Raw genomic sequence first — 13,670 nt, forward strand, 5'->3', positions numbered from 1 at the left:
TAGAACAGTAGAGGCAAGAGAAACTACTTACTGCTCATGATAATTCCGGCTCAATCCTCCATCGACATAGAAGGTTGCGCCTGTGATGTAGTCAGCATCCGTTGAGGCTAAAAAGGAAACTATGGGTGCGATATCTGACGGTTTGCCTAAACGACCCAAGGGAATGTTTTTCAACAGTGCTGCTAATTTTTCAGGGTCATTTAATAGCTTACTGTTGATTGGTGTCTCAATTGCTCCTGGAGCCACATTGTTAATTGTAATTCCCAGAGGGCCAAGCTCAACTGCTAGGTTACGCATCATCATTTTTACACCACCCTTGCTGGCACAGTAGGCAGTGAAGTGGGGAAATGCTATTTCCTCATGGGTAGAACTTATATTGATAATTTTGCCAGTTCGCTTGGTTTCGATTAAGTGTTGTACTATCGCTTGAGTGGCGAAAAATGTCCCTTTGAGGTTGAGATTAATCACTGCGTCATAGTCGGCTTCAGTAATGTTCCAAAAGTCAGCATTTCGACCGTCAATGCCGGCATTGTTCACCAGAATATCTAGCTTGCCAAAGTATTGAATACCCTGGTCTAGAAGTTGGCGAATATCGCTAATTACACTCAAGTCAGCTTTAACAGTTAAGCCTTTGCTGCCAGCAGCTTCTACTTTAGACAGAGTTTCTTGGGCACCTTCTGGATGAGAACGGTAGTCTATTACAACATCTGCACCTTGTTCAGCAAGATGTACAGCAATAGCTTGACCAATTCCTCCGCTACTACCTGTTACTAAAGCTACCTTACCTTCTAGTTTCTTCATTGACTTTCTCCTTCTAGAGTATTTTGATGTTTTCTAGGGCTTATAAATAATTCTCAACTAAAAGAATAGAAATCAGAATTCTCAGATAATTGTCTAGCGCAGCTTTTGCCGCTCACAAGTTCGGAGAATGAGAATAATTCAACAATCGGCAAAATACTTGATGAATGAATATACCAATCATACTAGACTTTTTGCAAATTCTGACTTCTAATTGCTGAGTGCTGAATTTTTAACTTAATTATCGCTCTGGGAAGAGAAAAATGCCTGACCATTAATGATCCTCAGAGTAATAAACTGTGCGATCGCCTATGGTAAATGCTCTGTACTCCAATTATTTTAACTTAATTTTTTCCGACCTCCGCAAAAAATTAAGCTTATGAATTATTCTCTACTGAAAGTAAAAAAGAGGGTTATGTGCTACATTTTTTGCTGGTCAACTATTGGTAACAACAAAGTTGATTCTAGGTTAAATCTACTGATGCTTTTACAGATGTGGCACTTTAACATTCTTAAAAATACAACGATAATTGGGAACATGAAAAAGTTTGCCTGTCAAAACTTCGCGTTCACCCATAGCTATCAGTTGAAAAACTCCTACAGCAGTTAATGCCCCTAGTGGAGGTGCAATACAATAAAGCCATTGGTTTTGCCAAGACCATGCTAGTAAAGCAGGTCCAATACTGCGTGCTGTATTCAAACTTGTGCCAGAAATGGGCGCTCCTAACCAAACCATAGTTGCCACTAGAAGCCAGACCATTAAAGGTGTCCAACGCAATAAATGATGATGACTCAAGAAGATAAAGATAGACAGCACTAACAGAAATGTCATGAAAAGTTCAGCTAAAAATACATACCATAACGGATAACCTATTGCAGGTGAAGTGATACAATAATTGACGCTGACAAGATAATTTCCCCACAAAGCTAATGCCAAAGATGTGCCAATAATTGCGCCAATAAATTGACCAAAAATATATCCAATTAAGTCATGCTTATGCATTTTCCCTTGCAACCAGAATGCCAATGATAAGCAGGGGTTGAGGTGTGAACCACTCAGTTTCCCTAAAGGTGAAATGCTAAATAATGTACCACTTCCAGCAAAAATGAGACCATTAATTAATAAACGAGGACTTGCTGCCGGGATGAGATGTTCCATAGGCAAGCCTTTGCCAAAATTGAAGGTGATTATACTAAATCCAACAAAGAGATTGAAACAAGTTCCCACCAACTCTGCACCATATTCAGACCAATTAAGGGTTTTCCAATTTTTGAAAGCATTCATGAGTTTATTTCTGCTTTTCAGACCATAATAATATATTAAACACTAATTAGATGATTAGAAAATAATGCAGAGGTTCTTGTCAACTTAATGCCAATCTGAATTTTTATAAAAAACTTAGGTAACACTAATCTTTTGGGAGCATCCCAGTTTTTTGCCAAGAGGATAAGAATCAGTCTGGATAGGTAACAGATGAGTATATTTATTGTTATTATCCAAAAAGAAGCGTTCAACCCCACTGTCAAATCCTTATTCTTTGTTGGAAGTTGTGACATATTGAACATGGACTTGCACTTGTACACTGGTAGGAACCATCGCAATGTTCAGACTGTTCCGTCAAACATTGGTAGGTAAGGATAAATATTTTGAGGTCTACAACCCTTAATGATTGGGCGTTTCAAAGATAAGATGCGTTTGCAATTACTATTCTTCAGTCTACAAGTTATGAAACATAGTTGCAAGGGACAATTTTTCGGGACAAGGTTGTATTTTATTGTGCTATTGCAGAAGAGTAAAAAGCACTTAAAGACTATGTAATTTTAAAAGCGGATACAAATTTTGCCGAAGTGTGCACTTTTTTCCATATACTCAAATGCCTCACCAAAACAGTGCTGAGTAAAAATGAGTGCTGAGTCCTGAGTGCTGAGTAAATTTAAGAAGTACTCAGTACTTCCGCACTACGGTAAAAGCCGCGCCCGAAGTCAAGGGGAATCTTCATTATAGAGAGAAGGTTGATACCCCGCCCGCAAGTGGCGCGGTCTTTTCACTCGGAACTCAGCACTCTTCATGTTTTTGTCTTATACAATTTAGCTGCACATCAGCTTATTACATGATTTTTTAATCAGAATTTATCTTCATGGTCAATAATAATTGGTAGTTTTTCACTGACTTATTTCGACTTACTATGAATTCGATCAACCAAGAAATTTCTTACAAGCTGGGGCTAATGCGAAAAGCCCTGAGTGAGACCGGTGCAATGGGGATGCGATTGCGTGGTTCAGATTGGTTCGCTTGGTCTACCAGTGGTGCTTCTAATACTGTGCTGCTTGCTACTGACACTGGAGTAGCGGAAGTCCTGGTAACTGCTGAAGAAGCCTGGATATTAACTGATGAGATTGAAGCTCAACGCCTACAGGATGAAGAACTTCCGGGTAAAGAAGAGTCGCCAGATCGTCTTTACAAGCTGCACATTAATCCTTGGGCTGATAAAGTTGCCCGCGAGTCTTTCGTGCGTGAGGTCACAAACGGGGGAAAGATTTTGAGTGACATTCCCACCGCCCATGAAAATCCATTACTTTTGTCACTCATAAATCAGAAGCGGGTGATTATGCCAATAGAATTGGAGCGCTATCGGCGAGTGGGGCGTTTAGCAAGTGAAGCCATGACTGAAGTACTTTTAAAAGCCCAGCCTACTTGGACAGAGTACCAATTAGCTGGAGCAGGTGCAGAGGCATTGTGGTCAAGAGGGCTACATCCAGCCTTAACGTTAGTCGCTGGAGAAAGGCGTCTTCCACTATACCGTCATGCCACGCCGAAACAAGAGGTGCTGGGACATGCAGCAATGCTTGTTTTTTGTGCATTCGTCAACATCACCAAGGAGGAACCACAGGCTATCTGTCTCGTGAAATCATCGCCAATCCAACCACCAGCGAAAATTTAGTGGAAAACACGGCTGTAGCGTGGAACCCAAGTTTACCAGGAGCCAAGATTGAAGATACTTTTATCATCCTGAAGGATGGAGAGCTAGAAAACCTGACTTTTGATCCAAAGTGGCCAAGTGTTAAGGTTGAAGGACGCGATCGCCCCCTACCATTAAAAATTGACTAAAATTGAGCCAGCCGCAAGCTTATTCACATGGGATCAATAGGTCTTGCGGCTAGCTTGTGCTTGGTTAACGGTTACGCCAGTTTCGATTAGTTTTTGGCTTCTTTAAGGTTGTTATTAATTACCGCAGTAACTAAAGCCAAAATTACTTGTTATATTTTATGAGGATTTAACCTAAATATTTCTTAGAAAACTCGAAATATTTTGATTGACCTAAATCAGTGTTCAATACCTTGAACAACACGAATGCCGTATTCTAAGTCTGCGTTGTAGAAATGGAGAATTTGTCGCATTTCCCAGACTTAAATAAAAGTCAAAAATGATTTCATCACAATTGGCAAGTTGAGCCTAAGGTTATCTGTATCAAACGATTATCTATTTTTGCAACAGAACCATTTTCACTTTTTAACACAAGTACTTCATCAGCAACAGTACTCTTATTAAAAATCGCAGCAATTTCTTGGATACAGGCTTGCAACCGTTGAGCTTCCGCAAAACTCACAGTTGTGGTTTCCTGGTTGATTAATTCGGTTGAGTTTGCATTTTGTGGAACTCTTTGCCAATATAGTATGCTCTTACTCCGATGTGACTTTCGCCATGTTTGCGGGGTTGTATTGTGGAGCCGGAGAAATTGGCGACCGAAATGACGTCTATCTAGATAGCCTACAGCTTCAGCAATCTGCTCTACCGACTGGTCTGTTTCGACAAGCAGACGGCGTGCCTCTACCATACGACGCTCAACAATCCAACAGAGCACGGTTTTTCCAGTCTTTCGCCGTACAAGGTCGGTGAGGTAGGCAGGGGACCGACTGACCGCCTCAGCCACCTCTCTAAGACTAATTGAATTATGATAATTTGTCTCAATAAATCGAAAAACATGGTTTAACAAAGGTTGGGACTGAAGCAAGAACTTTTCAAAACTTGTCAGTATCGCCGTATTAACAGCGATGTTAACGTTATAAGAGTCAATGGGATTTAATAAGTAGTTAGAGTCCACCACTTTAGCCTCATTCATTGTATTAAATACACTTGGATTTCATTTCAAATAATCTCAACTAGAGTAGAGTCTAAATATTTCTCATTTCATGAAAACTCTCAGCTAACCTCCAGAAATTAATTCGCTTAATGTTATACTTTTTCTCCATTCATTTATAAACCTTCACTGATAACTAATTTGGTCAATGCCTGATCCAATACAGCAATTCATCAAAGGCATAAACGTCGCACTAAAGACTAAGTTGCTCGCATTTACAGAGGCAATGTAAACGAATGTAAAGTTTCGCAGCATTGCTGATTGCTCATCTTAGTGCACCCTCATCTATGTGGTTGATTCACTGAATGCCTGTTGCAGTTAATTTTGCTAACTTTGCACAAGTTTTGCAACTCAAGATAAGAAACTTAAGATAAAGATAAGTTCTTTTTTCCTGTGACATTCTCCCCTTGAAGTTTAAGGTTGCACAGACAAATGTAGTATTTAGGCTAAAAAGTCAAAGATGAGTGAGGCAGAGACGATAGGTAAGAGAAAAAAATGTTGCTAGGGTTAGGTGTTTGAGTGGTTTGTAAAAGAGAGTCCAGTATCAGTGATGGTTCGCGGGCTTTTAGAGAAAGCACTATGTCCCCAAATCCTAGATTTTAATTTTAATTTTTAATTCTGCTAAAGAAGGTTGACTTGGGATATACAGAATAGTAGAGCAGTATTGGGTTGGATACAGGGCAGGGGTTATGGCAACACTGAATATTTCCGAGTTAGAACAGGTTGAAAAGTTTCGCCACTTACAATTAACCCTGCGCGATCGCTGGAAAACCATCGAGCTATTTGACAATAGTGAGGCAGATATTTTAATTATTCCCTCACTGAGCCTCGACCGGCGTGAACTCCAAAAGATTGAAGGCTGCGAACATTATGAAGAAAGATTACTATTTTCCTTAATTCGGTTGCGGAATCCCCGGACTCGGCTAGTTTATGTAACATCAGTACCGTTGCATCCTAGTATCATTGATTACTATCTGCAACTTTTGCCAGGAATTCCCTTTTCTCATGCTCGCAATCGCTTGCTGCTACTTTCTACTTACGATTCTTCCCTTAAACCCCTTAGCCAAAAGATTTTAGAACGCCCCCGCTTGCTAGAGCGGATTCATCAAGCTTTGAGGCTGGACAAATCATTTATGATCTGCTTATGGGTTGCCTTTCGCAGTTTGGCAAGTTGGGATTAACCAGTATCGGTGATTCCCCGCAACAAGCACAAGACATTTATAACAAAGTTATCAAAGTTTTGGATCAAGAAACCCGCAGCGACAATCACGATTTTTCGGCGTTTTCAGGTTACTCCTTTCCCGTGGCTTGGGATGAACATAACTAAGGAATGGGGATTTATTTAAGCTTAATTGCATCTGTTATTTTAGGGGCAATTCATGAATTGCCCCCACGGATATGTTGAAGAAACTTTAATATTATTTCTCTTGGTTTTTCACCAGACGTAACCAAACTTGCCAACAAATTCAAATCCAAATCTGGTAAAAATTCACTTTTTGATATTTGCTCATATTTATCATTACGCAGATAATATAATGAAAACTGATTATTCTGCCAAAACCAAACTTCCGGTACTCCTAAACCTTGATAAATAACTAAATCATTAATTCCCCCACTTGTCACAACTATCTCAATAGCAAGATCGGTAACAGGTTTTTCCGAATCAAAACAATAACATTCATCTGGTTCTATACCTCTAGCGGCTGCTTCTCTTCTAAAACTAGTTGAACCGAGAGGATAAAAATCAATACCTGTTTCTAAAAAATAAGTTTCTAGCAATAAAGCAATAATCTTTTTATCGAACTCATGACGACGGCTAGGGGACATTATTTCTAAAGTACCTTCTAAATACTTAAAGCGATAATGAGAAGTATTTTCGCAACTTTGTAATAGTTTCTCATATATATCCCAGCTAATTCCATTTATAAGTAAAATTTGGTCAGAATCAATATTCTGTAATGCTGATTGACTCATTAATTCTTCCAAGCGGCTAAACTTTTCTAGTAAACCTAACATTATCAATCACTGCTCCAAAATTGCTTCAATCTCCGCCATAATTTTAGCTACGCGCCTATGTTTTATATAGCAGCAAATAGTCTGTAAAGTTCCGTTTACTACGCTACAAGACTTTAAGGTTCTTGTCCGTATTAAAACCATAACGATATAAGTCCTTTAAAGGCAGTTTCCCGCATTACCCCACAAAGCCCTGCAATCGCTTCTCTCTTTCTTCCCAATCAGGCAGATAAGCAGACATAAAGCACTTAAACACCTTACCGTGATTGGGAACGAGGAGATGCACAAGTTCGTGAACGATCGCAAACTCACCCAATTCTTTTGGTAAATCTAGCAGTTCAGTATTCAGCGTTAAGCGTCCTGTAGTAGAAATAGATGCCCACTTGCGCTTCATTGGACGGAGTTGAATTTGTTTGACTTGGACTTTAATGCGATCGCTCCATTCTCCCACAGCGTCCTTAAGTGCTTGCGCGTCTTTCCATTTTGGATTTTGGATTTTAGATTTTGGATTGTCGCAGTTAGCAATCATGATTCGACTCGTTGGAGTTTCAGCAGGTTGTTGGTGACTTCAATGGTTTGCTCAACTGAGCTTGTAATAGGATAGATAGTAGCGTAAAGTTCGGTTCTTAAATCAATTTCCTGACGCGCATCCCACCAGTAATCAGGGAAGTTGCCATAAATGGCGTTGATGGTTTCGGCTTGGTTGATATCAAGGCGATCAACTGCTTGCTTGATGACAGTGTAAATGGCAAAGGTGTTTTCATCAACTTTGAGCCGTTGCCGTTCTGATTCTGCTTCTACGCATTCATTGGCAATTTCATCTAGTCTAGCCAAAGCAACGCGCGCCTCTATTTGGCGATTTTCAAAGCTGGCGCGGATAATTTCGGCACGTTCGCCAATGGAAATCAAAAAAGGCGATCGCTGACTTTGCTCGTGTACATCTCTAAACAGTGCTTTACTTAAGTTTAGAACTTTTACTGTATCCGTCGTGCTATTTTGGCGGAATTGTTCTAATTGTTGGGCATTGAGTTCGTGGATTGTCCCTGGCATTTCCAACTCGCCGATTGTAACGTTGCGGCGTACCAGTTCTTTGGTTTTAGCGGTGAGTTCAATATCAATGTAGGGGCTGGTATTATAAGCAGCGCGTATCGTTCCGTAAAGCCTGATGATCGCTTGATAATTTTCCATGAAGGGGCGCAAATCAGGATCGGGAGAGAGGATTTCGTAAATTGATTGTAATTGGCGGACAAATTTAAAGAATTTCTCCCGCAAATCTTTGTCTGCAAAGTGCGCCGCAGCGCGTTCTTTTGCTTTGTCGTCCCATCCCTTAGCTAGTGGTAAATACTCAGGTGCAGTATTTTCCATCATGGTTTGCAGGAGGTTTTTGATCACATCAACATTTTGGATGATGTCGTTAACTTCTCCTGACTCAAAGGCCAGGGCTTGCTCTAGTTTGTCGCCAAAGATACCGATAAAATCTAGAACAAAGCCGTAAGGCTTAACTAAACCTTCTGCGTCTTCATAGGGGCGATTCACACGGGCGATTCCCTGCAAGAGAACGTGATCCCGCATGGGTTTGTCGAGATACATACAATAAAGTATCGGTGCATCAAACCCCGTCAATAGTTTCTCGGTGACAATGAGAATTTTGGGCAATGCTTTGCGGTAGTCCTCGTAAAGTTGGCGAATTTTTGTCACAGCATCAGCATCGCCACCGCAAAGGGTTTCTAAATTTTGGGCATCTTCAGCAGAACAATAACCTGTAAAACTTAGGGTTTTGGTGGTGTAGTTAAAATCTTTCGGTCGCAATCCGATAAAGTCGATGACTGCATCCGGTAAGGATATTCTGGCAGAAACGACGGATTTTTTAATAAAGGCTTTGCGGACTTCTTTCTCTTGGGCATCAGTCAGGTTGTACTCGCGCAGTCCTTCGGCTGTAGTTCGGGAATAGACGACTGTTGAGTATTCAGCAGGGAGATATTTGTCTAAGGCTTGTTTATAAAGTCTACAAGCTTCCCGATCTACACCAACCATAAAGGCTTTAAAGCCCATTGGTTCAACGTAGTCCCGGAAGTGTTCGGCGACAAATTTAGCTACTTTATCTACTCTATCTTCACTTTTGAGAAACTCTTTTAATTTAACTGCGCGATCGAGAATGCCATCCAGTTCTTCTATATCGTTAATATCTTCTGCGGCTTTGAGTTGGAGAAATTCTTTTTCTAAAATTTCTTGGGGAACGCGAAACTCTGATTTAGCAAGGGCATAATTTAGCTTTAGGGTTGTGCCATCTCGTACTGAGTCGGCGGTTGAATAGGAATCTAGGCTGTATTTTGGGTCAGTAGGTTCGCCGAAAGTTTGGAAGGTACTTTGTCCTTTAGCTGCTTTACTGACAGGTGTACCTGTGAAACCGATAAATGTGGCGTTGGGGAGGGCAGCCATCAAATATATGCCGAAATTACCACCTGTGCTACGGTGTGCCTCATCGACTAAGACGGTAATTGTAGAACGCTTATTTTCTACCTTCATCTTGTCGAATTTGTGAATCATGGCGACGATTAACCCGCGATAATCATCTTGGATGAGTTTTTCTAAGTCTGCTTTACTGTTTGCCACCTCATAGCTTTTGATGCTGTATGCTTTGAGGTTTTTGTCTAGTTGGTTTTCTAATTCGTTGCGGTCAATAATCATGATTACGGTATTATCGCCGCTAATATTGCTGAGTTGGGCGGCAATTGTAATCATCGTGAGGGTTTTACCACTGCCTTGGGTATGCCAAACTAGCCCCCGTTTTTTATTCGGGTCTTGCATACGTTGCAGGACTTTTTTGACTGCACGGGTTTGGTGCTGGCGTAAAACTACTTTAGTTAAGCCATCATCGCGTTCGAGGAAAACAACGTAATATCTGAGAATCTCTAAAAAGCGTTGATGGTCGAAGAAGGTTTTGATTTTCTCTTCATAGTCGCCTTCTTGGATGGAACCTAACCCCCCAGCCCCCTTCCCTACAAGGGAAGGGGGAGTAATATTGTTGTTCCCCTCCCCTTGCAGGGGAGGGGTTAGGGGAGAGGTCAGTTTCCATTCAAATAAGTTTTTGCGGTTGGTATTCCAGGTTAAGCCATACCAGAAATTCCAGAGTTCTGTGACTTCAAAAACTTGGGGAAAGGCAAGCAATTCGGGGGTTTGGTTGTGGTAGCGGCGAATTTGGTCAATTCCTAGTGCTAAACCATCAGTTTTCTTTTCTCCTTTGGTTTCAGCAATGGCGACGGGGATACCGTTAATTAGAAAAATAATATCAGCGCGGTTGGGAAATTTTACGCCTTTTTGCGACCATTCATCTGTGACTTGGAAGATGTTATTTTCTGGGTTATTAAAGTCGATGAGGGTAATGTTTCTGTCGCGGTTTTCTTGGGCGACGAAAATAGATTGTTTGCCTTGCAACCAGTTTAAAGCTTCGCGGTTGCCTTCGATGGTGTTGTCAATATTTCGCAAGCGGCGAAGAATTTCATCTATGTTGTTAGAGGTGACAACGCCAGGATTTAGTTTAATTAGTTGAGTGCGAAGAACATCGGCAAAGTAGCGTTCTTTGAGCTTTTCCTCTCCCTTTCCTTCCCGCCGTTGTAATGCCTCTTTTGAAGTTAGGTATTCCCAGCCAATTTGATAGGCATATTTCAGCATTGGTCTTTGCACGGCGGAAGCTTCGCTCATACGTAAATGTCGGTTAAGGGTGGGAGCAATGCGATTTTGTGAGGTGGTTAAAATTCGGGTACTAAATCACCTATCTAGAGGTGCGATCGCAGCTAAATAACTGTTTTTATTGAGAATCTAGCTCTCTAACTGAGAATTAAAGTCCGATCTAACAAAATCGCATTGCTCCCGTTAAGGGTTGGGTGGAAATTTTACCTGTCATCAGTTGTTCTAGCATGGCGTGGAAGAGTTCGTCGATAAGGGTGATTTCTTTTTCTAGGGCTTGAATTTTGCGATCGCAGTTATGCAATATCTCACCAATTTTTTTTTGTTCTTCTATTTCTGGAATTTTTAAAGGTATAGACTGAAGTATTTTAGTGTTTAAATTTGGCATGATACTACCAACAGCATTTAATCTTAAATAAGTTTGTATAAGCTCTGTTGAAAATAAAATAGAGCAAAAATAATTATTGACTTTGGGATGATTTAATCTGATTAGAAGACAACCTGTACCACATAACCAACCTGAGTATTGTTTACTAATGTATGAATATCGACTCAAATCACCACGACGACTTATTAAAATATCTCCTTCAAGAAGGTAATGCTTTGTTAGACTATCAGCTTTTTCTTTACTAATACGCGGTATATTTTCCTCAGATATAGAGTTAAAACGTAAATGGGTTGGGTTGACTACAGGAATTCCAATAGGTTGATAATCATAGGCATGGAGTTGACTACCAAAAGGGCCGGTTTGAATTCTTCCTAGTCCATCAGAACATAAATCACCCAGTTTTATAATTTTCCAACTCTCTGGAATCTTGCCTATATTCGTCTGCTTGCGGGGTTCATTGCGAGTGCCATGAGTAAAGAGATACTGCATCAGTGCAGCTTTGCGTTCCCGTTCCAGTTCTAACTCTCGCTGACGGGTTTCTTTGGCTTTCTGGATGGTTCGCAGATTGTGAGCGATCGTTTTTTGTTCAGGAAGTGGGGGAAGAGGAATTTTAATCGTAGCTATTTTTTGCGTTCCTATAAAACGCATAGTTGACTGAGAGGATTTGGACGCTATTTCTTCCTGACCACATCTAGAATGAAGTACATACATTAAAAATCTAGAATCCACTTCATTTAGTTTTGGCTTTATTAAAGCAACCTGAACAAATATACTAAAATTCTTAGATGTCTCAATAATTGCAACGTTTCCTACTGTTCCAACTTTAGTTAATAAAATATCTTCTAATTCTGGCTTTACTTTTTTGCTAATTTTTAAATGTTCTTCCAAAGAAATATAAGAACAGTTTGCAAAACTTACCTTATTATCAAAAATGTCTTTACCTTTAATAAAAGGAATACCGTAATTTACATAAGTTGGAGTTTGGTGTACACCATCTCTGATAGACTCTCTAACCATATCCCCCAACTTTACAATTTTCCAATGAGGCAGCATTTGTATCTCGTCCATCCCTAACCCTCTCATATTCCATCAGCAATAATCAAATCAATCATCTCATTCTTATTCTTCCGATAAACCCGAAAATCACTATCTAGAGTTAATACACTACTACCACTAATCAACTCACTCATTCTTCCCAAACACGCATCAGCTAAAGACATCGGAACATTCTGATATCGCTTCATCAACTCTCTAACCGTTCTTATTTCGTCAGTGAGACGGAAAGATATTTGAATTAAACCAGTATCTAGTAAAGACATAACCGTATCCTCACCACCATAAAAATCTCGCAATATAAAACACGCTTCACTAATTACTGCTTCACAAGTAAAGAAAGGGTAAGCTAAATTAGCAACTTCTTTAGTAGCCCAACTATGATATTGTTCCCGATTATTAATTAAAGCAACTAGAGAGCCAGTATCAATAATGATATTTTGCTTCACTACCTACCGAACCCTTCTAAATACTTTTTATTAGTCGCCAAATCTCCAGGGCCTCCATCAACACATCCAATAAACTCCTTAGCAGCTTCTAAAAAGGAAACTTGTTTTTCCCCCGCTTTATCCTCAATTTTCTCCTGCTTTTGCATCTCCTTAAACTGCAAAAATTCAATAAAATTTAATACCTCCTGCTGCTTCTCAGGAGATAATTTTTTAACCTCATCAATTATCATTTGTTCTTTATCAATTGCTTGAGTCATAGCTGTATCCTCAATGAAAATAAAAATAATAATATTTTTAACTAAAAGTACCTTTTTCTCATTTCCAACCGAAGCCTTCTAAATACTTCTTATTCGTAGCGAGATCACCAGGGCCTCCATCAACACAACCAGCAAACTCTTTGGCTGCTTCATAGGCGGAAATTGATTCTTTTTCTTCTTTATGCTGTACATCCTGCTTTTGCATTTCCTTATACTGCAAAAACTGAATAAAATCAATTACCTGCTGCTGTTTCTCAGGAGATAATTTTCTAAATTCATCAATGATTATTTGTTCTTGATCAATTGCTTGAGTCATTGCTGTATCCTAGAGAAAAACAATAAGAGCCTTGTAGCTGATTGAAACTTTAGCAATTTACACTATATTACTCATTGCAGACAAATTTAAATATTCAAAAATCAGCTAGCGTAAAATGTGTAAGTAGGTTTGAGGAACGAAACTTAACATTTTGCAGGGTTTGTTGGGTTTCGCAAAGCCTCAACCCAACCTACGAATATTCTAACTCCCAACCCCTTCCCTATTAGCGTTGGAAGTAAGCCTTAAAGCCTCTCTCCTTATAGGCTAGGGTGTAGACACAAGTATGACCAGCATAGGTTTCAACTCTTTTAGTAGTTTCGTAGGGTGCGTTCCAATACTTTTCGGATAAGACTCGATCCCCCCAACCCCCCTTAAAAAGGCTTGCTCAGAATGGCTCTATTTCCCCCTTTTTAAGGGGGACTAAGGGGGATCATTAAAGACTGTGTACCTTAACCGAAAAGTATTGGGGTGCGTTCTGACTTTTCACGTTATGTGGATAAGTCCACTAAAACCTAACCCCCTAACCCCCTTCCCGACACGGGAAGGGGGAAAATTCAAAGTCTCTCTCCT

Annotated in this window: 13 protein-coding genes and 1 pseudogene; 4 read left to right on the forward strand and 10 right to left on the reverse strand. The window is 40.1% G+C overall.

Annotated elements, in window-relative coordinates; translation table 11 throughout:
- Positions 1 to 27: 27 nt before the first annotated feature.
- On the reverse strand, positions 28 to 801 hold the full coding sequence (locus F8S12_RS36910; RefSeq protein ID WP_196521291.1) for a glucose 1-dehydrogenase: 774 nt from the start codon (positions 799 to 801) through the stop codon (positions 28 to 30).
- 484 nt (positions 802 to 1,285) lie between these two features.
- Positions 1,286 to 2,083: an MIP/aquaporin family protein gene (locus F8S12_RS36915; protein ID WP_196521292.1), complete on the reverse strand. Its 798-nt coding sequence runs from the start codon at positions 2,081 to 2,083 to the stop codon at positions 1,286 to 1,288.
- Between the two features lie 901 nt (positions 2,084 to 2,984).
- On the opposite strand from F8S12_RS36915, the gene F8S12_RS36920 reads away from it, so the two are divergent.
- Both F8S12_RS36920 and F8S12_RS41385 read left to right on the forward strand, forming a co-directional pair.
- A complete protein-coding gene (locus F8S12_RS36920) occupies positions 2,985 to 3,740 on the forward strand; it encodes a hypothetical protein (RefSeq protein ID WP_230968529.1) in 756 nt (251 codons plus the stop codon).
- Positions 3,740 to 3,907 (forward strand): hypothetical protein, encoded by a 168-nt coding sequence (locus F8S12_RS41385; protein WP_230968530.1) that lies wholly within the window; start codon positions 3,740 to 3,742, stop codon positions 3,905 to 3,907. Before F8S12_RS36920 ends, F8S12_RS41385 begins: the two co-directional genes overlap by 1 nt.
- 325 nt (positions 3,908 to 4,232) lie before the next feature.
- Here the strand turns inward: F8S12_RS41385 and F8S12_RS36925 are convergent, their stop codons facing one another.
- A complete protein-coding gene (locus F8S12_RS36925; protein ID WP_331001490.1) occupies positions 4,233 to 4,901 on the reverse strand; it encodes an AraC family transcriptional regulator in 669 nt (222 codons plus the stop codon).
- A gap of 725 nt (positions 4,902 to 5,626) precedes the next feature.
- Here F8S12_RS36925 and F8S12_RS36930 point away from each other — a divergent pair.
- Positions 5,627 to 6,079: pseudogene (locus tag F8S12_RS36930) on the forward strand (peptide ligase PGM1-related protein); the annotation flags it as partial.
- A 29-nt stretch (positions 6,080 to 6,108) separates the two neighbouring features.
- A complete protein-coding gene (locus tag F8S12_RS36935; RefSeq protein WP_196521294.1) occupies positions 6,109 to 6,264 on the forward strand; it encodes a hypothetical protein in 156 nt (51 codons plus the stop codon).
- A 50-nt stretch (positions 6,265 to 6,314) separates the two neighbouring features.
- Here the strand turns inward: F8S12_RS36935 and F8S12_RS36940 are convergent, their stop codons facing one another.
- From F8S12_RS36940 to F8S12_RS36970, 7 genes are all read right to left on the reverse strand, one after another.
- On the reverse strand, positions 6,315 to 6,953 hold the full coding sequence (locus tag F8S12_RS36940; protein ID WP_196521295.1) for a Uma2 family endonuclease: 639 nt from the start codon (positions 6,951 to 6,953) through the stop codon (positions 6,315 to 6,317).
- Between the two features lie 175 nt (positions 6,954 to 7,128).
- Complete coding sequence (locus F8S12_RS36945) at positions 7,129 to 7,479, reverse strand: M48 metallopeptidase family protein (protein ID WP_196521296.1); 351 nt, start codon at positions 7,477 to 7,479, stop codon at positions 7,129 to 7,131.
- Positions 7,476 to 10,652, reverse strand: coding sequence for a type I restriction endonuclease subunit R (locus F8S12_RS36950; RefSeq protein WP_196521297.1), 3,177 nt, complete (start codon positions 10,650 to 10,652; stop codon positions 7,476 to 7,478). Before F8S12_RS36950 ends, F8S12_RS36945 begins: the two co-directional genes overlap by 4 nt.
- Before the next feature lie 148 nt (positions 10,653 to 10,800).
- Positions 10,801 to 12,093 (reverse strand): restriction endonuclease subunit S, encoded by a 1,293-nt coding sequence (locus F8S12_RS36955; RefSeq protein WP_196521298.1) that lies wholly within the window; start codon positions 12,091 to 12,093, stop codon positions 10,801 to 10,803.
- Positions 12,094 to 12,104: 11 nt separating this feature from the next.
- The gene (locus F8S12_RS36960) at positions 12,105 to 12,527 is read right to left on the reverse strand and encodes a type II toxin-antitoxin system VapC family toxin (RefSeq protein ID WP_196521299.1); all 423 of its coding nucleotides are present in this window, start codon (positions 12,525 to 12,527) and stop codon (positions 12,105 to 12,107) included.
- Complete coding sequence (locus F8S12_RS36965) at positions 12,527 to 12,784, reverse strand: DUF2281 domain-containing protein (RefSeq protein ID WP_196521300.1); 258 nt, start codon at positions 12,782 to 12,784, stop codon at positions 12,527 to 12,529. The genes F8S12_RS36960 and F8S12_RS36965 overlap by 1 nt, the downstream gene beginning before the upstream one ends.
- A gap of 58 nt (positions 12,785 to 12,842) precedes the next feature.
- The gene (locus tag F8S12_RS36970) at positions 12,843 to 13,100 is read right to left on the reverse strand and encodes a DUF2281 domain-containing protein (protein WP_196521301.1); all 258 of its coding nucleotides are present in this window, start codon (positions 13,098 to 13,100) and stop codon (positions 12,843 to 12,845) included.
- Positions 13,101 to 13,670: the final 570 nt, after the last annotated feature.

Origin of the sequence: Nostoc sp. WHI, from assembly GCF_015714725.1 — a bacterium.
Taxonomy (GTDB): Bacteria; Cyanobacteriota; Cyanobacteriia; order Cyanobacteriales; family Nostocaceae; genus Nostoc.

Excerpts from the sequence above, each read along its gene's own strand:
- F8S12_RS36910 (WP_196521291.1), bottom strand. The coding sequence starts at position 801 with ATGAAGAAACTAGAAGGTAAGGTAGCTTTAGTAACAGGTAGTAGCGGA.
- F8S12_RS36915 (WP_196521292.1), bottom strand. The coding sequence starts at position 2,083 with ATGAATGCTTTCAAAAATTGGAAAACCCTTAATTGGTCTGAATATGGT.
- F8S12_RS36920 (WP_230968529.1), top strand. The coding sequence starts at position 2,985 with ATGAATTCGATCAACCAAGAAATTTCTTACAAGCTGGGGCTAATGCGA.
- F8S12_RS36940 (WP_196521295.1), bottom strand. The coding sequence starts at position 6,953 with ATGTTAGGTTTACTAGAAAAGTTTAGCCGCTTGGAAGAATTAATGAGT.
- F8S12_RS36945 (WP_196521296.1), bottom strand. The coding sequence starts at position 7,479 with ATGATTGCTAACTGCGACAATCCAAAATCTAAAATCCAAAATCCAAAA.
- F8S12_RS36950 (WP_196521297.1), bottom strand. The coding sequence starts at position 10,652 with ATGAGCGAAGCTTCCGCCGTGCAAAGACCAATGCTGAAATATGCCTAT.
- F8S12_RS36955 (WP_196521298.1), bottom strand. The coding sequence starts at position 12,093 with ATGGACGAGATACAAATGCTGCCTCATTGGAAAATTGTAAAGTTGGGG.
- F8S12_RS36965 (WP_196521300.1), bottom strand. The coding sequence starts at position 12,784 with ATGACTCAAGCAATTGATAAAGAACAAATGATAATTGATGAGGTTAAA.
- F8S12_RS36970 (WP_196521301.1), bottom strand. The coding sequence starts at position 13,100 with ATGACTCAAGCAATTGATCAAGAACAAATAATCATTGATGAATTTAGA.